Genomic DNA, 18745 nt, shown 5'->3' with positions numbered 1-18745 from the left:
TTTCGGCACTGCTGCGTAGGCAAGGTGTAGAGCGTGAATGAGGACAAGCTCCGCGAGTACCTGAAGCGAGTCACCGTCGATCTGCACGAGACGCGCGAACGGCTCCGCGAGCGCGAGGCGGCGGACCACGAGCCGATCGCCATCGTGTCCATGAGCTGCCGGTACCCCGGCGGCATCCGCTCCCCCGAGGATCTGTGGGAGCTGCTGTCCGCAGGCGAGGACGCCGTCACCGGGTTTCCGGAGGACCGGGGCTGGGACCTCGAGGCGCTGTACAACCCGGACCCGGACGCGCCCGGCACCAGCTACACCAGGAAAGGGGCGTTCCTGCACGACGCGGGCTGGTTCGACGCCTCGCTGTTCGGCATCTCCCCGCGCGAGGCACTCGGGATGGACCCGCAGCAGCGGTTGCTGCTCGAGGCGACCTGGGAGCTGTTCGAGCGCGCCGGTATCGCGCCCACCTCGGTGAAGGGCGCCGCAGGCGGGGTGTTCGTCGGTGCCGGGCTCTCCGGGTACGCCACCGGGCTGCGCAGCGTTCCCGAGGACGTCGAGGGGCACCTGCTCACCGGCATCTCCGCCAGCGTCGCCTCGGGCCGGTTGTCCTATGTGTACGGGCTGGAGGGTCCTGCGGTCACCATCGACACCGCCTGCTCCTCCTCGCTGGTGGCCCTGCACTTGGCCGCGCAGGCCCTGCGCAGACGGGAGTGCGAGTTCGCGATCGCGGGCGGGGTGGCGGTCCTGGCCAATGCGGGCTCGTTCGTCCAGTTCAGCAGGCAGCGCGGCCTCGCGGTCGACGGCCGATGCAAGGCGTTCTCCGATGACGCCGACGGCACCGGCTGGGGTGAGGGCGTCGGCCTGCTGATGGTGGAGCGGCTCTCCGACGCCCGCGCCAACGGGCACGAGGTGCTCGCCGTGCTCCGAGGCTCGGCGTTGAACCAGGACGGCGCGTCGAACGGGCTGACCGCGCCGAACGGTCCCTCCCAGGAACGGGTCATCCGCCAGGCACTGATCGATGCCCGGCTGGCCGCCGCCGATGTGGACGCGGTGGAGGCACACGGGACCGGGACGACGCTGGGCGACCCGATCGAGGCACAGGCGCTGCTGGCCACCTACGGCAAGGACCGGCGCGCCGACCAGCCGCTCTGGCTCGGCACCCTGAAATCGAACATCGGGCACACCCAGGCCGCAGCCGGGGTCACCGGCGTCATCAAAGCCGTGCTGGCGATGAAGCACTCCACACTGCCCAAGACCCTGCACGTGACCGAACCGACCTCACACGTGGACTGGTCCACCGGGAACGTCGAGCTGCTGCGCGAGGCGCAGGCCTGGCCCGCGACCGAACGCCCGCGCCGGATCGGCATCTCCGCCTTCGGGGTCAGCGGCACCAACGCGCACGTCATCTTGGAACAGGCCCCGGCGGCTGTCGCGGACGCCGAGAAGGCAGCGGATTCCCGGCAGGCCGTGGGTTCCCGACAGGCAGCGGATTCCGAGACGGCGACGGCTGCCGAGAAGCCGGAGCCGTCGACCGAGCCCGCTGCGCTCGTCCCGCTTCGTGTCTCGGCGCGCTCCTCGGCGGCGCTGTCCGCGCAGGCGGCCCGCCTGCTGTCCTTCGTCGAGCAGAGCCCCGGACTGGCCCTCACGGACCTCGGTTACTCCCTCGGTGTCTCGCGCGCGGAGTTGGAGCATCGTGCGGTGGTGGTGGCTGCCGATCGGGTGGGTGTGGTGGCGGGTCTGCGTGCGGTGGTGGCTGGGGAGAGGCATCCGTCGGTGTCGTCGGGTGTGGCTGGGCGGGGAAGTGGCTTGGCCGTTCTGTTCTCGGGTCAGGGTGCGCAGTGGGTGGGGATGGGTCGTGGGTTGTATGGCGCGTTTCCGGTTTTTGCGGATTCTTTTGATGCGGTGTGTGCCGCTTTTGATGGGTTGTTGCCGGGTGTGTTGAGTGAGGTGGTGTTCGAGGGCTCGGATTCCGATTCCGATTCTGGTGCTGGTTCTGTGTTGGATCGGACGGTGTTTGCGCAGGCTGGATTGTTTGCGTTTGAGGTGGCGCTGTTCCGTTTGGTGGAGTCGTGGGGTGTTCGTCCGGATGTGGTGACGGGGCATTCGCTGGGTGAGATCACTGCTGCGTATGTCGCGGGGGTGTTCTCGCTGGAGGATGCGTGTCGTCTGGTGGCGGCGCGGGGTCGGTTGATGCAGGCGTTGCCCGCTGGTGGGGTGATGGTGGCCATCGGGGCGGCGGAGGACGAGGTTCGTCCGGTGCTGTCGGGTGTGGTGGATGTCGCGGCGGTGAATGGTCCTCGGTCGGTGGTGGTGTCGGGTGCCGAGGATGCGGTCGCGGTGGTGGAGCGGCATTTCGCCGGTCTGGGTTGTCGGACTCGTCGTTTGGTGGTGTCGCATGCGTTTCACTCGGCGTTGATGGAGCCGATGTCGGCTGATTTCGCGGCGGTGGCGGAGTCGGTGGATTATCGGCCTGCGGCGCTTCCCCTGGTGTCATTGGTGTCGGGTGAGATGGCCGGGGAGGAGGTCTCGACCGCTGGTTATTGGGTGCGGCATGTGCGGGACTGTGTTCGGTTCGCCGATGGCATCGAGACGGTGCACCGCACCGGGGTGACGCGGTTCCTGGAGTTGGGTCCACAGGCAGTGCTCACCTCGATGATCGGCGAGATCGTCGAGGACGCCACGGCCGTGCCCGCCCAACGCAAGGACCGGCCCGAGGCCGAAACGCTGCTGGCCGCCGTGGCCGCCCTGCACACCACCGGCACCCCGTTGGACTGGGCCGCACTGCTGCCTGGCGCCCGACGGATCGACCTGCCCACCTACGCCTTCGAGCGGGAACGATACTGGCTCGCCGGTTCCGAGCCCGCCGCCGCCGCTGCCGAGGACCCGTTCTGGGACCTGGTGGCCGACCGGGAGCTCGCCCGCGCCCTCGGGGTGGCCGATGACGCGCCGCTCGACCAGGTGTTGCCCGCCCTCGCGCAGTGGCACCGCGAACGCGAATCGCTGTCCACCGTGGACTCCTGGTGCTACCGGATCTCCTGGGCGCCGCTCGTCGTCGAGGACCTACGCCCCGCCGGTCGCTGGCTGCTGATCGTCCCACCGGGGCACACCGGAGCCGACTGGTCGACCGCGCTTGCCGACGGTCTCGCCGCCATCGGCGCTGAACCCGTGGTGCTCGAACAGCCGGGAGCGACAGCAGACCGGGAGACCGTCGCCGCAGCCCTGCGGGCGCACACCGGGCAGAGCTTCGCCGGGGTGGTCTCGCTGCTGGCGCTGGACGAGAGGCAGCACCCGGATCATCCGGGACTGACCGTCGGTCTTGCGGCCACCACCACCCTCGTGCAGGCACTCGGGGACACCGGCGTGACGGCGCCGCTGTGGCTGCTCACCGACGGCGCGACCTCCGTGGGTGAGCAGGACCCGGTGCGACACCCGGTGCAGGCCGCGCTGTGGGGCCTCGGCGGCGTGATCGCGCAGGAGCACCCGGACCGCTGGGGCGGGCTGATCGACCTGCCCTCGGCGACCGACGAGCGCGGCATCCGCCGGGTGCTCACCGCCCTGGCTCAGGGCGAGGAGAACCAGATAGCGGTCCGAGGCACCGGACTGCTCGCCCGTCGTCTGGTTCGGGCGCCGAGGCTCACGGCTGGTCCGGACGGCTGGCGAGGCGGTGGCACGGTGCTCATCGTCGGCGGTACCGGTGCGCTCGGCGCGCACGCGGCCCGCTGGTTCGCCCGCAACGGCGCGGAACACATCCTGCTCGCGAGTCGCCGAGGTCCGGACACTCCCGGCGCCGCCGAACTCGTGGCGGAACTGACCGATCTCGGAGTCCGCGCCGACGCCCTCGCCGGTGATGCGGCCTCGACGGAACAACTGCGCGCGGTGCTCGCGGCGGTACCCCAGGACGCCCCGCTCAGCGCCGTCGTGCACGCCGCAGGCGTACTCGACGACGGCGTGCTGGCCGGACTGAGCACCGACCGCCTCGCCGCCGTGATGGAGGCCAAGGTCCAGGCTGCGATGAACCTGCACGAGGTGACCTCGGGTACGGATCTCTCGGCGTTCGTGCTGTTCACCTCACTCGCCGGCGCGGTGGGTGCTGCGGGGCAGGGCGGCTACGCGGCGGCCAACGCGGCACTGGACGCCTTCGCGCAGTGGCGCACCGGACAGGGCCTGCCTGCCACCGCGATCGCCTGGGGCAGCTGGGCGGGGACTGGAATGGCCGCCGACGAACTGGCGGCCCAGCGCACCCGGCGCGGCGGGGTGCTGCCGATGTCGCCGGACCTCGCGGTCACCGCGTTGGGCCGGGCGGTCTGGCATCCCGGCGCCGATGTGGTCGTCGCCGATATCGACTGGAGTCGCTACACCCCGGTGCTCTCCCGCACCCGCCCCAGCCCGCTGCTGCGCGAGCTGCCCGAAGCCGCAGGCGTCGTCGCCCCGGCCTCGTCGGCAGCGGATCTCGGGCTCCACGAGGTGCTGGCCGGCCGAACGCAGGCCGAACAGCACGCGGCGCTGCTTGAACTGGTCCGGGCACAGACGGCCGGGATACTCGGCTACTCCGGTTCGGCAGCGATCGACGCGGACCGGGCCTTCCGTGATCTCGGCTTCGACTCGCTGACCGCCGTCGAGCTGCGCAACCTGCTCGGCGCCGCGAGCGGCCTGCCGCTGTCCGCCACCCTCGTCTTCGACTATCCGACCCCCGCCCTGCTGGCTGGCCACCTGGCCGAGCAGATCGTGGGAACAGGCGGATCGGCAGCAGCGCCGTCCTCGGCCCACGCCGAGACCGGCGAGCCGATCGCGATCGTCTCGATGAGCTGTCGTTTCCCAGGCGGGGTGCACAACCCCGACGAGCTGTGGGAGCTGCTCGCCACCGGAACCGACGCGATCGCCGGCTTCCCGCGCGACCGAGGCTGGTATGTCGATTCGCTCTACCACCCTGATCCGGACCACCCCGGTACCAGCTACGTCGCCGAAGGCGGCTTCCTCGATGACGCCGCCGGGTTCGACGCCGGCTTCTTCGGGATCTCGCCGCGCGAGGCACTGGCGATGGACCCACAGCAGCGACTGCTGCTGGAAGGCTCCTGGGAGCTGTTCGAACGCGCAGGCATCGATCCGATCGACGTGCGCGGCAGCCGGGCAGGTGCCTTCGTCGGCACCAACGGGCAGGACTACCAGCTGGCGCTGATGGGCGCCGTCGACGCAGGCGAGGGGCACTCCGGCACCGGCAACGCGGCCAGCGTCGTCTCCGGCCGGGTCGCCTACGCCTTCGGGCTGGAGGGCCCGGCGGTCACGGTGGACACCGCGTGCTCCTCCTCGCTGGTGGCGATGCACCTGGCGGCGCAGTCGCTGCGCTCGGGGGAATGCGATCTCGCACTCGCGGGCGGGGCCACGGTGATGGCCACCCCGGGTGCCTTCGTGGCGTTCAGCCGACAGCGCGGACTGGCCGCCGACGGCCGCTGCAAGGCGTTCGCCGAGGCGGCGGACGGTACCGGCTGGTCAGAGGGCCTCGGTTTGGTGCTGCTGGAACGGCTGTCCGACGCGCGGCGCAACGGGCATCCGGTGTTGGCGGTGCTGCGGGGTTCTGCGGTGAACTCCGACGGCGCCTCGAACGGCCTGACGTCGCCGAACGGTCCCTCCCAGCAGCGGGTGATCCGGCAGGCCCTGGCGAACTCCGGTCTCGACGCCTCGGAGGTGGACGCCGTCGAGGCACACGGGACCGGGACGAGCCTAGGCGATCCGATCGAGGCGCAGGCGCTGTTGGCGACCTACGGGCGGGATCGGCCGGACGGACAGCCGTTGTGGTTGGGCTCGGTGAAGTCGAATCTCGGGCACACGCAGGCTGCGGCGGGCATTGCCGGTGTGATCAAGATGGTGCAGGCGATGCGGCACGGGGTGTTGCCGAAGACGCTGCACGTGGACGCGCCGTCCCCGCACGTCGACTGGTCCTCCGACGCGATCGCGCTGCTGACGGAGCAGACCCCGTGGCCTGTGACCGACCGGCCGAGGCGGGCCGGGGTGTCCTCGTTCGGGGTCAGCGGCACCAATGCGCACCTACTGCTCGAGGAGGTACCTGCGGAGCCGGGAGCCGAGCCGGTGCGGATGCCGGTGTCGGTGACGCCCTGGGCGGTCTCGGCGCGATCCCCGGAGGCGCTGCGGGCGCAGGCCGCGCGACTGCGGTCCTTTGTGGAGGATGCTCCGGAGATCGATCCTGTCGACGTGGGCTGTGCACTGGCGACCACGCGATCGGTGCATGCGCATCGCGCGGTGGTGATCGGCGGCGACCGCGAGGAACTGATCGCAGGCCTGGGGGCGCTTGCGGACGGCCGTGTCGATCCACGGGTCGTGACCGGCATCGCCGCCGGGCCCGGCCGCTTGGCCGTGCTGTTCTCCGGTCAGGGTGCGCAGCGGGTGGGGATGGGCCGGGAGTTGTACGGCGCGTTTCCGGTGTTCGCGGAGTCTTTTGATGCGGTGTGTGCGGGTTTTGACGGGTTGTTGCCAGGTGTGTTGAGCGAGGTGGTGTTCGAGGATTCCGATTCCGGCTCTGGTTCTGTTTTGGATCGGACGGTGTTTGCGCAGGCTGGTTTGTTTGCGTTTGAGGTGGCGCTGTTCCGTTTGGTGGAGTCGTGGGGTGTTCGTCCGGATGTGGTGACGGGGCATTCGTTGGGGGAGATCACTGCTGCGTATGTCGCGGGGGTGTTTTCGCTGGAGGATGCGTGTCGGCTGGTGGGGGCGCGTGGTCGGTTGATGCAGGCGTTGCCCGAGGGTGGGGCGATGGTGGCGGTGGCGGCGTCGGAGGACGAGGTGCGGCCGCTGTTGTCGGATGTGGTGGGTATTGCGGCCGTGAACGGTCCGGGGTCGGTGGTGGTGTCCGGTGCCGAGGTCGCGGTGTCGGCGGTGGCGGCGCATTTCGCCAGCTTGGGTCGCAAGACTCGCAGGCTGGTGGTGTCGCATGCGTTCCATTCGCATCTGATGGATCCGATGTTGGTGGAGTTCGCCGGGGTGGCGGAGGGTGTTCGGTTCGAGTCGGCGCGGCTTCCGGTGGTGTCGTTGGTCTCGGGTGAGGTGGCGGCCGAGGAGATCTCGACCGCTGGTTATTGGGTTCGGCATGTGCGGGAGTGCGTTCGGTTCGCCGACGGTATCGAGGCTTTGCACCGTACCGGGGTGACACGTTTTCTGGAGTTGGGTCCGCAAGCCGTGCTCACATCGATGGTCGCTGAGATCGTCGGTGATGCCACGGTGGTGTCTGCGCTGCGCAAGGACCGGCCGGAGGCCGAGACCCTGGTCGGGGCGATGGCCGCCCTGCACACCACCGGCACCCCGCTGGACTGGGCCGCACTGCTGCCCGGTGCCCGGCGGATCGACCTGCCCACCTACGCCTTCCACCGCCAGCGCTACTGGCCAGAACCCGCCGCCCACTCGACAACCGAATACGACACCCGAACCGACGGTGCCTTCTGGGCCGCCGTCGAGGAACAGGACCTCGACGCGCTGGCAGGCACCCTGCGGGTGGACCAGGCGCCGCTGCGGGACGTGCTGCCCGCCATGAACGCCTGGCGTCGCAGGCTCGCCGCACAGTCTGAGTTGGAATCCTGGCGCTACCGGGTGAACTGGCAGCCGCTGCTGGACCTCGGCCCCGACACCCCCGAAGGCGAGTGGCTGCTCGTGGCGGGAAGCGCTGCCGAGGACACCGACGCCATCGCCGAGGCACTGCGCGTGGGCGGTGCCACCGTCACCCCGCTGTGTCTCTCGGACGACGACCTCGCCGAGGCACTCACCCGCGACACCGCGCAGCAGATCATCCTGGCCGACCCCGGGGTGGATGAACTGCTCACCGTGCTGCATCTCCTGGACACCGAGGACTCCCGGGCGCAACTGTGGGTGCTGACCCACGGCGCCGTCACCACCGGGCGCTCCGATCCGCTCTCCGACCCAGAACGGGCCCAACTCTGGGGCCTGGGCCGGGTTGCGGCGCTCGAACAACCCACCCGCTGGGGCGGGCTGATCGACCTGCCTGCGAACCTCGACCGGCGCGGCCTCGCCCGGTTGTGCCGAGTGCTCGCGGACGGCACCGAGGACCAGGTCGCCATCCGAGGATCCGCCGTGCTGGGCCGCAGGCTCGTGCCCGCACCGCTGGCCGGGCCTGCAACCGGTTGGTCGCCGCGCGGAACAGTGCTCGTCACCGGCGGCACCGGCGGGCTCGGAGCGCACATCGCCCGTTGGCTGGCCCGCTCCGGAGCCGACCACCTGGTGCTCACCAGCAGGCGCGGGCCTGCCGCGCCGGGCGCCGCCGCCCTCACCGAGGAGCTGACCGGACTCGGTACCCGTGCCGAGGTCCTCGCCTGCGATGTCACCGACCGCGAGGCGCTCGCCGCCCTGACCGCCCGGCTGGCGGCCGAGGGCACCCCGGTGCGTGCAGTGGTGCATGCGGCCGGGCAGACCGGACTCCGGTCGCTGGCCGAGACCTCCGTTGCCGATCTCGCCGAGATGATCCACGCCAAGGTCACCGGGGCACGCCACCTCCATGAGGTGCTCGCGGACACCGAACTCGATGCGTTCGTGCTGTTCTCCTCGATCGCGGCGATCTGGGGCAGCGGAGGCCAGGCGGCCTACGCCGCAGGAAACGCCTATCTCGACGCGCTTGCCGAGCATCGCCGGTCCCTCGGCCTCGCGGCCACCTCGATCGCCTGGGGACCGTGGTCCGGCGACGGGATGGCCGCCGCTGACGGAGCCGAGGAGGCCCTGCGCCGCCGAGGCCTGCGCCCGATGGACCCCGACGCCGCCGTCACCGCACTCCACAGCTCGGTGGAGCACCAGCTGACCACCACCGTGGTGGCCGATGTGGACTGGTCCGCCTTCGCACCGGGCTTCACCGCCCTACGAGCCAGCCCGCTGCTGGCAGGCGTCCCCGCCGCAGTCGAGGCCGTCGCGGACGGCGCATCGGGTGGTGGAACCGGCGACCGGTTGCGGCAACGGCTGGCGGGCCTGCCTGCCGCCGACCGGGACAGGGCGATCGACGAACTGGTCCGCGAACAGGTGGCCCTGGTGCTCGGCCACCGCGACGCGGCCGCGATCGCCCCGGAACGCGCCTTCTCGGACCTCGGATTCGACTCGCTGACCGCCGTGGAACTGCGCAACCGACTGACCGAGGCCACCGGGCTCGCGCTGCCGACCACCCTGGCCTTCGACCACCCGAACTCCGCCGCACTCGCCCGCCTGGTCCGAACGGAGTTGCTCGGCGAGGACGGCCCGACGCCTGCCGGACCGGTCATCGACACCGCTGGCGACGAGGACCCGATCGTCATCGTCGCGATGAGCTGTCGGTTCCCCGGCGGGGTCCGCTCCCCGGAAGACCTGTGGCAGCTGGTGGTCGACGGCACCGACGCGATCTCGCGGTTCCCCGAGAACCGAGGCTGGGACCTCGCAGGCCTCGGCGGAAGCGCGGCCGAGCGGCAGGGCGGCTTCGTCTACGACGCCGACACCTTCGACCCCGGCTTCTTCGGGATCTCGCCGCGCGAGGCGCTGGCCATGGACCCGCAGCAGCGGCTGCTGCTGGAATCCTGCTGGGAACTGTTCGAACGCGCCGGAATCGACCCCACCGCCCTGCGCGGCAGCGCGACCGGGGTGTTCATCGGCGCCGGTTCCTCCGGGTACGGAGCCGCGCTGACCGAGGTCCCCGACGGTGTCGCGGGACACCTGCTCACCGGCAGTGCGAGCAGCGTTGCCTCCGGCCGGATCGCCTATCTGCTCGGGCTCGAGGGCCCCGCCATCTCCTTGGACACCGCCTGCTCCTCCTCGCTGGTCGCGCTGCATCTGGCCGCCCAGTCGCTGCGCGGCGGGGAGTGCGAGCTCGCCGTCGTCGGCGGGGTCACCGTGATGTCCACTCCCAACGCCTTCCTGGAGTTCGGCCGCCAGGGCGGGCTTGCCCCGGACGGCCGGTGTAAGGCGTTCTCCGACGAGGCCGACGGCACCGGCTGGTCGGAAGGGGTCGGCCTGCTGCTGGTGGAGCGGCTGTCCCAGGCGCGGCGACTGGGCCACGACGTACTGGCCACCGTGCGCGGCTCCGCCGTCAACTCCGACGGCGCCTCGAACGGCCTCACCGCCCCCAACGGTCCCGCGCAGCAACGGGTGATCCGCCAGGCCCTGGCGGGCGCCGGCCTGGAATCGTCCGAGGTGGACGCCGTCGAAGCACACGGCACCGGGACGGCCCTCGGCGATCCGGTGGAGGCACAGGCCCTGCTCGCCGGGTACGGCCTCGGCCGCGAACCGGAGCGGCCGCTGTGGCTCGGGTCGATCAAGTCCAACATCGGACACACCCAGTCGGCGGCCGGCGTCGCCGGAGTCATCAAGATGGTCCAGGCCATCCGGCACGGCCTGCTCCCGGTGACGCTGCACGCCGACCGGCCGACGACGAAGGTGGACTGGTCGGCAGGCGCGGTGCGGCTGCTCACCGAACCGATGTCCTGGCCCGAGACCGGCAGGCCGCGCCGTGCTGCGGTCTCCTCGTTCGGGATCAGCGGCACCAACGCGCACACCATTCTGGAACAGGCGCCCGAATCGCCGACCGGTGTCGAACCGGCCGACCGACCGGACCGGCCCGCGCCGTGGCTGGTGTCCGCCCGCACCGCCGAGGCACTGCGGGCCCAGGCCGCGAACCTCCTTGCGGGCATCGGCGAGGCGGACCCGGCCGATGTGGCCCGCACGCTCGCGCACCACCGCGCCACGCTGGAGCACCGCGCGACGGTGTCGGGCGCGAACGGCGGCGAGCTGACGGCCGGGCTGCGTGCCCTCGCCGAGGGCGAGCAGACCGCCGGTGTGCTCACCGGGATCGCGCGACCGGGCGCCCGCGCGGCCTTCCTGTTCACCGGTCAGGGAGCGCAGCACGCCGGGATGGGCCGGGGACTGTATGCCGCCTCCGAGGTGTTCGCCGAGGCCTTCGACGCTGCGGCCGCCTACCTGGATGCCGAACTGGACCGCCCGCTCGCCGAGCTGGTGTTCGCCGAGCCGGGATCACCGGAGGCCGCGCTGCTGGACCACACCGGCTACGGCCAACCCGCGCTGTTCGCCTACGAGGTGGCGCTGTTCCGACTCGCCGAAGCACACGGCCTCAGCGCCGATTACCTGGTCGGCCACTCCATCGGCGAACTGGCCGCAGCGCACGTCGCGGGGGTGTTCTCCCTGGCGGACGCCTGCCGGGTGGTCGCCGCCCGAGGCAGGTTGATGCAGGCGCTGCCCTCCGGCGGTGCGATGGTCGCGGTGCAGGCCACCGCCGACGAGGTGCGGCCGCTGCTGTCGGGGATCGCGGCGCAGTCCGGGGCCGAAGTGCCGGCTGGAGCCGAAGTGCCGGCTGGAGCCGAAGTGCCAGGGGCCGCCACCCTGGCGGCGGTGAACGGTCCGGCCTCGGTGGTGGTCTCCGGTGACGAGGACGCTGTGCTGGCGATCGGGGCGGAGTTCGCCGCCCGAGGCCGGAAGGTGCGCAGGCTGCGCGTCTCGCACGCCTTCCACTCGCCCCGGATGGAACCGATGCTCGCCGATTTCGGCCGCGTCATGGCCACCGTGGACTTCCAACCGCCCCGGACGGCCGTGGTGTCGACGGTGACCGGTGCACCCGCCACCGAGGCCGAGCTGTGCTCACCCGGCTACTGGGTCGAGCAGGTCCGGGCCACCGTCCGCTTCGGCGATGCCGTCTCCTACCTGGACTCCGCTCAGGTCACCCGCTTCCTCGAACTCGGCCCGGACGCCGTGCTCACCGCGCTGGCCGCCGCCGGACTGCCTGCGAACCAGGAGCGGTCCTTCATCCCGGCCGCGCGGGCGGACAGCACCGATGAGCAGGACACCTTCACCGCCGCGCTGGGCGCCTGGCACGTGCACGGCGGCCGGGTGGACTGGACTCCCGTCGTGAGCGGCGGCAGGCGGATCGCGCTGCCCACCTACCCCTTCCAGCGACAGCGGCTCTGGCTCGATCCGTCGGTGCCGACAGCCGCCGCCGAGGACACGGTGCTCTGGGAAGCCGTGGAGCGGGCCGACCTCGCCGATCTGACCCACACCCTGGGATTGACCGAGGACGCCCCGCTCGGCGAGGTGCTGCCTGCGCTGAACTCCTGGCGACGCAGGCTGCACGATTCGTCCACCGCGGACTCGTGGCGCTACGACGTCGGGTGGTCCCCGCTCGCCGCACCCGGCGAACCCGTGGCACTCGGCAGCTGGCTGCTGATCGAACCGGAGTCCGCCGACGAGTACCTGGCCGAGGTGACCGCCGAACTGACCGGTCCTGCGTCCGACCTGGTTCGGTTGGCGCACCGGGATGCGCTGGACGACCCGGCGAAACTGGCTGCCGCAGCCGAAGGCGTGACCGGAGTGCTCTTCCCCGCAGGCTGGCAGGGCGGCGCCGAAGCCGATGCCCTGCTGGCCCTGCTGCGGGCCCTTGCCGGGGCCGGATTGGGAGCGCCGCTGTGGTGCCTCACCCGGGGGGCGGTCGGCACCGGGCCGGGCGACCCGGTCACCGATCCGGGGCAGGCCATGGTGTGGGGCCTGGGCCGGGTCGCGGCCCTGGAGTTCCCGCGTGGCTGGGGCGGCCTGATCGACCTGCCTGCTACCCGGGACCAGGGCGTGCTGCGCCGGTTGCCGGGCCTGCTGTCCGGCGCAGCAGGCGAGGACCAGCTTGCCGTGCGGTCCGCCGGGGTGTTCGGCAGACGTCTGGTCCGGGTGGGTGCCGCGACCGGCGGCCCGGAGTGGGCGACCCGCGGCACCGCGCTCGTCACCGGCGGGACCGGCGCGCTGGGCGGGCAGGTCGCCCGCTGGCTCGCAGGCGGCGGCGCCGAGCACCTGGTGCTCACCAGCCGCCGAGGCCCCGGATCTCCCGGTGCGGAGGAACTCGCCGAGGAGTTGCGCGGGTACGGCGTCAGGGTGACCCTCGCGGCCTTCGACGCCTCGGACGCCGAAGCGCTGTCCGCGTTGTTGTCCGGGCTGGCCGAACAGGGCGAACAGGTCCGGGTGGTGGTGCACGCTGCCGGGGTGTCCGAGGTGAACACCCTCGCCGAGACCTCCTCCGACCAATTCGAACGGGTCCTCGCGGCGAAGGTGGCCGGGGCGCGCAACCTCGATGCCGCCTTCGCCGACACCGAACTCGACGCCTTCGTACTCTTCTCTTCCATCGCGGGCATCTGGGGCAGCGGCGGGCAGGGCGCCTACGCGGCGGCCAACGCCTACCTCGACGGGCTCGCCGAACTGCGCCGGGCCCGAGGACTCAGGGCCACGGCGGTTGCCTGGGGACCGTGGGGCGGCGGCGGCATGGTCTCCGGTCCGGAGGCAGCGCAGGGGCTGGAACGGCTCGGTCTGCGACTGCTGGCACCGGAGCTCGCGATCCTCGCGTTGCGCCGCAGCCTGGCGGAGGACCGAACCACGGTGACCGTGGCCGATGTGGACTGGTCCCGGTTCGCCGCCGGTTTCACCGCGTTGCGGCCCAGCCCGCTGCTGGGCGAGCTTCCCGAGGTGGCGGCCGCGCTGCGGGAGAAGCAGCCTGCGGACACCGGCTCCGGATCGGCACTGCGGGCGGCGCTCGCCGCAACGGAACCCGGCGAGCGGCACGGAATGCTGGTGCGACTGGTCCGCGAGCAGGCAGCGGGTGCACTCGGGTACCACGACGCACACGAGCTCGACGTGGAACGGGCCTTCGCCGATCTCGGCTTCGACTCGCTGACGGCCGTGGAGTTCCGCAACGCGCTGACCGCCGCCACCGGGCTGCGGTTGTCCGCCACGCTCGTCTACGACCATCCGACACCGGCCGCACTGGCCGGGGAGCTACTCGCCGGAATTCTGCCGGAATCGGCGGAACCGGCCGACCCCGCCGAGGCCGAGCTGCGCCGCGCCCTCGCGGGGATACCGCTGGAGCGGTTCCGCAAGGCGGGCCTGCTGGACACGCTGCTGCGACTTGCCGATGGCGACGCCGCCGGTGCGGACGCCGGTGCGGGCGAGGAGTACGACGACCTCGACGCCGCCGCCCTGATCGAGCGGGCGCTCGGGGCGTCCCCGACCGCGCGAGTGGAGGGATGAGATGACCACGTCGACCGAGGAACTCGTCGAGGCGCTGCGTGCCTCGCTCAAGGAGAACGGGCGGCTGCAGCGGCGAGTCCGCGAGCTGTCCGATGCGGCGGGCGAGCCGATCGCGATCCTCGCCACCAGCTGCCGCTATCCCGGCGGCATCGGTTCTCCGGAGGAGCTGTGGCAACTCGTCCGCGACGGCGGCGACGCCATGGGCGACTTCCCCGTCGACCGGGGCTGGGGGATACGGGGAACCGGGGGGTTCGTCCACGCCGCCGGTGATTTCGACCCGGCGTTCTTCGGGATCTCCCCACGCGAGGCGCTGGCCATGGACCCGCAACAGCGGCTGGTCCTGGAGACCTCCTGGGAACTGCTGGAACGCGCCCGCATCGACCCGACCGCGCTGGCAGGCACTCGCACCGGGGTGTTCCTCGGCGCAGCCACCAGCGGCTACGGCGCCGGGCTCGCCGAGGTGCCCGAGGAGGTCGCCGGGCACCTGCTCACCGGTAGCGCGGGCAGCGTGATCTCCGGCCGGATCGCCTACCTGCTCGGCTTGGAGGGCCCCGCCGTCTCGCTGGACACCGCCTGCTCCTCGTCGCTGGTGGCACTGCACCTGGCCGCCCAGGCACTGCGGGCGGGCGAGTGCTCGCTCGCGCTGGTCGGCGGGGTGACGATCATGGCCTCCCCGATGGCCTTCCGCGAGTTCGGCCGCCAGGGCGGACTCGCCCCGGACGGGCGGTGCAAACCGTTCGCCGAGGCGGCCGACGGCACCGGCTGGTCCGAAGGCGTCGGCATGCTGCTGGTACAGCGCCTCTCCGAGGCCCGCCGCGAGGGCCGGACCGTGCTGGCCGTGGTTCGAGGCTCGGCGGTCAACTCCGACGGCGCCTCCAACGGCCTCACCGCACCGAACGGTCCCTCCCAGCAGCGGGTCATCCGCGCCGCCCTCGCCGCCGCCGACCTGACACCAGCCGAGGTGGACGCCGTCGAGGCCCATGGCACCGGGACCGCCCTGGGCGACCCGATCGAGGCGCAGGCGCTGTTGGCCGTCTACGGCCGGGACCGACCGGCGGACCGCCCGCTGTGGCTCGGTTCGGTGAAGTCGAACCTGGGCCATACCCAGCTGGCCGCCGGGGTCGCAGGCGTGATCAAGATGGTCGAGGCGCTTCGGCACCGCACCCTGCCGAGGACCCTGCACGTGGACCGGCCGTCCGCCCAGGTCGACTGGGACAGTGGCGCGGTCCGGCTGCTCACCGAGGAGCAGACCTGGCCGGACCCGGGCCGACCGCGCCGAGCGGGGGTCTCCTCGTTCGGCATCAGCGGCACCAACGCCCACATCGTGCTGGAGGAGGCGCCCACCGATCCCGACCCCGGCTCGGAATCAGCAGGCAGCGGCGCGAGCGCCCCCGAGGTGCTCGCCTGGCCGGTGTCCGCCAGAACGCGCGAAGCGCTGCCCGCCCAGGCCGCCCGCCTGCTCGCGGCCGCCGAGGCCGGGCCGGAACTTCGATCCTCGGACATCGGCTGGTCGCTGGCCGCCACCCGGGCCGCGCACCAGCACCGCGCGGTCGTCATCGGTGATGACCGGTCCGAGCTGATGCGCGGCCTGACCGCGCTGGCCGACGGCGCACCCGATCCTCGGGTGATCACCGGCAGCCGGGTCGCGGGCAGATCCGCGTTCCTGTTCTCCGGCCAAGGGGCGCAGCGCCCCGGCATGGGTCGTGAGCTGCACGCCGCGCACGCCGCATTCGCCGACGCCTTCGACGCGGCCTGCGCCGGATTCGCAGGCAGGCTAGACCGACCGCTGCGGGAGGTGGTGTTCGCCGAGGAGGGCACCGAGAACGCCGCGCTGCTCGACCACACCGCCTATACCCAGGCAGGGTTGTTCGCCGTCGAAGTCGCGCTGTTCCGGCTGCTCGAATCCTGGGGACTGCTGCCCGATCTGGTGATGGGCCACTCCATCGGCGAGCTGGCCTCGGCGCATGTGGCGGGCGTGCTCACGCTGGACGACGCCTGCAGGCTGGTGGCCGCCCGAGGCGCTCTGATGCAGGCCCTTCCCGGCGGCGGCGCGATGCTGTCGGTGCAGGCAGCCGAGGACGAGGTCCGCCCGCTGCTGTCCGCAACCGTCGACCTGGCCGCCGTCAACGGTCCGACCTCGGTGGTGCTGTCCGGCGACGAGGACGCGGTACTCGAACTCGGCGCCCGCTTCGAGGCCGTCGGCAGGCGAACCCGCAGGCTGGTGGTGAGCCACGCCTTCCACTCGCCGAGGATGGATCCGGTCCTGGCCGACTTCCGGGCGGTTGCCGAGTCGCTGAGCTATGCCCCGCCGAGGATCCCGTTGGTGTCGAATCTGGCCGGGGCCGAACCGGCCTCGCCGGAGCACTGGGTGCGGCACGTCCGCGAACCGGTGCGGTTCCACGACGGCCTGACCGCACTGCGGGACCGGGGCGTCACCAGGTTCTTGGAGGTGGGGCCGCGCGGAGTGCTCACCGCGCTGGCCAGGGAGACCGGCTCCGACGGGGAGGCGCTGATCCCCGCGCTGCGCACCGGACGCGCCGAGACTGCGGCCCTGATGACCGCCGTGGCCAGCTTGTACGCGGCAGGCTCCTCACCGGACTGGTCGGCGGTGTTCCCGGACGCCCGCCCGGTGGACCTGCCCACCTACGCCTTCGACCACCAGCGCTTCTGGCTGGCCGATCCCGCCGCATCCACAGTGGACTCCCGGCGGTACGAGATCGGCTGGCGGGAGATCCCCGAGCCTGCCCAGGACGCCGCAACGACCCCGGATGCGGGGGCAGGCTACTGGCTGCTGCTGGTGCCCGAGGAATCAGCTGCCGACGCCTATGCCGAAGCGGTGCACAAGACCCTGGCAGGCGCCATCGGCCGGGTCCGGGTGCAGCAGGTCGCCACCCGAGGCCTCACCAGGGCGGAACTCGCCCGCGTCCTGCGCGCCTCGGCCGAGGACAGCGGGCCCGACGGGGTGCTCTCGCTGCTGTCCTGGCCCGAAGCGGGCGCCACCACGGCGGAGCTGCCCTCGGGAGTCGCACCCGCCGTGCTGCTTCTCCAGGCGCTGACCGATGCCGCGATCGAGGCGCCCGTCTGGATGATCACCCTCGGTGCGGTCGGCACCGGCCCCGAGGACCCGGTCCGAGACCCGGGTCAGGCTGCGGTGTGGGGGCTCGGCCGGGTGGCGGCCCTGGAGTTCCCGCGCCGCTGGGGTGGTGTGGTGGACCTGCCGCAGGAGCTGAACCAGAGTGCCCTGCAACGGCTGCCCGGGGTGTTGTTCGGCGGCTCGAATGAGGATCAGGTCGCGCTGCGTCCGGCCGCCGCATACGGCAGGCGGCTGAATCGGGTCGTCGCGAGCGGGACCGAGCCGTCCTGGCGCAGCCGTGGCACCGCGCTGATCACCGGTGGCACCGGGGCTCTCGGCGGCCACGTCGCCCGCTGGCTGGCCGGTCTCGGCACCGAGCACCTGGTGCTCGCCAGCAGACGCGGGCCTGCTGCTCCCGGCGCGGTCGCCTTGGAACGGGAACTGCGGGATCTCGGTGCCAGGGTGACCGTACTCGCCTGCGACGTGGCCGATCACGCCGCCGTCGCCGACCTGGTGCGCGGCCTCGACGAGGCGGGCGAGGAGCTGCGAACCGTGGTGCACACCGCCGGCGTCGCGGGTTTCGGCGCCGTAACCGAAACCTCGATCGAGGAGTTCGCTGACCTCTTCCGAGCGAAGGTGACCGGCGCGGACAACCTTCACGAGGTGCTCGGCGACCGCCCCCTGGACGCCTTCCTGTTGTTCTCCTCCATCGCCGGAATCTGGGGCAGCGGCGGACAGGCCGCCTACTCCGCTGCCAACGCCTACCTGGACGCCCTGGCGCTGCGGCGTCGCGCGGCCGGGCTGGCCGGTACCTCCGTTGCCTGGGGACCGTGGGGAGGGGGCGGCATGGTCGCCGACGAGGCGGCCGCCACGGCACTGCGCAGACTCGGTCTGATCGTGCTCGCGCCAGCGGACGCGATCGCCGCCCTGCAACTCGGCCTGGCCGAGGACCGCGCCACCACCACGATCGCCGAGGTGGACTGGCCCGGGTTCGCAGGTCCCTTCACCGCGCTGCGCCCGAGCCCGCTGCTCGGCGAGCTGGCCGAGGTCCAGGCCGCGCTGAACACGGAGATCCGCCGGTCCGGCGACAGCGGTGCGCGCCTGCGCTCCCAGCTCGCCGACACGGCACCCGGGGAGCGGGACGGGATCCTGCTGACGCTGGTCCGTACCGAGGTCTCGGCGGTGCTCGGTCATGACGGCCCGGACACGGTGCCACCCGATCGAGCTTTCCGTGATCTCGGTTTCGACTCCCTCCTCGCGGTGGAACTACGCGACCGCCTGATGGCCTGCACCGGTCTGGACCTGCCCACGACGCTGGTGTTCGACCACCCGAGTTCAACCGAACTGGCTGGTTGGCTGCGCGCCGAACTGCTGGACGAACAGGGCCCCGTCGGGCAGCTGGCGGTGCTGGCCGAACTCGACCGGTTGGAGAACGGCACCTCGGAGTTCACCGCTGCGGATATCGAGACCACCGGGATCATCCCGCGACTGCGGGCGCTGCTGACCCGCCTCGACTCCGCCCGGCTCGACTCCGCCCTGGGCGATTCGATCAGCGACCAGCTGGACGCGGCGAGCGCCGACGAAGTACTCGCGTTCATCGACGACGAGTTCGGCCCGGCTTCATCAACGAAGGACCAGTGA

The 18745-nt window shown here is 72.1% G+C and carries 1 protein-coding gene and 1 pseudogene; both read left to right on the top strand.

Annotation, left to right across the window (positions count from 1 at the left end):
- Positions 1-33: 33 nt before the first annotated feature.
- Entirely contained in the window at positions 34-14031 is a 13998-nt protein-coding gene (locus tag UA75_RS34615; RefSeq protein ID WP_075741079.1) for a type I polyketide synthase, read from the top strand.
- 34 nt (positions 14032-14065) lie between these two features.
- A pseudogene (locus UA75_RS35035) lies at positions 14066-18745 on the top strand (type I polyketide synthase); the annotation flags it as partial.

The sequence above is a fragment of the Actinoalloteichus sp. GBA129-24 genome, from assembly GCF_001941645.1.
GTDB lineage: Bacteria > Actinomycetota > Actinomycetes > Mycobacteriales > Pseudonocardiaceae > Actinoalloteichus_A > Actinoalloteichus_A fjordicus.
The sequence above is the reverse complement of the archived record's forward strand: the minus strand, read 5'-3'. Positions and strand labels throughout refer to the sequence as shown.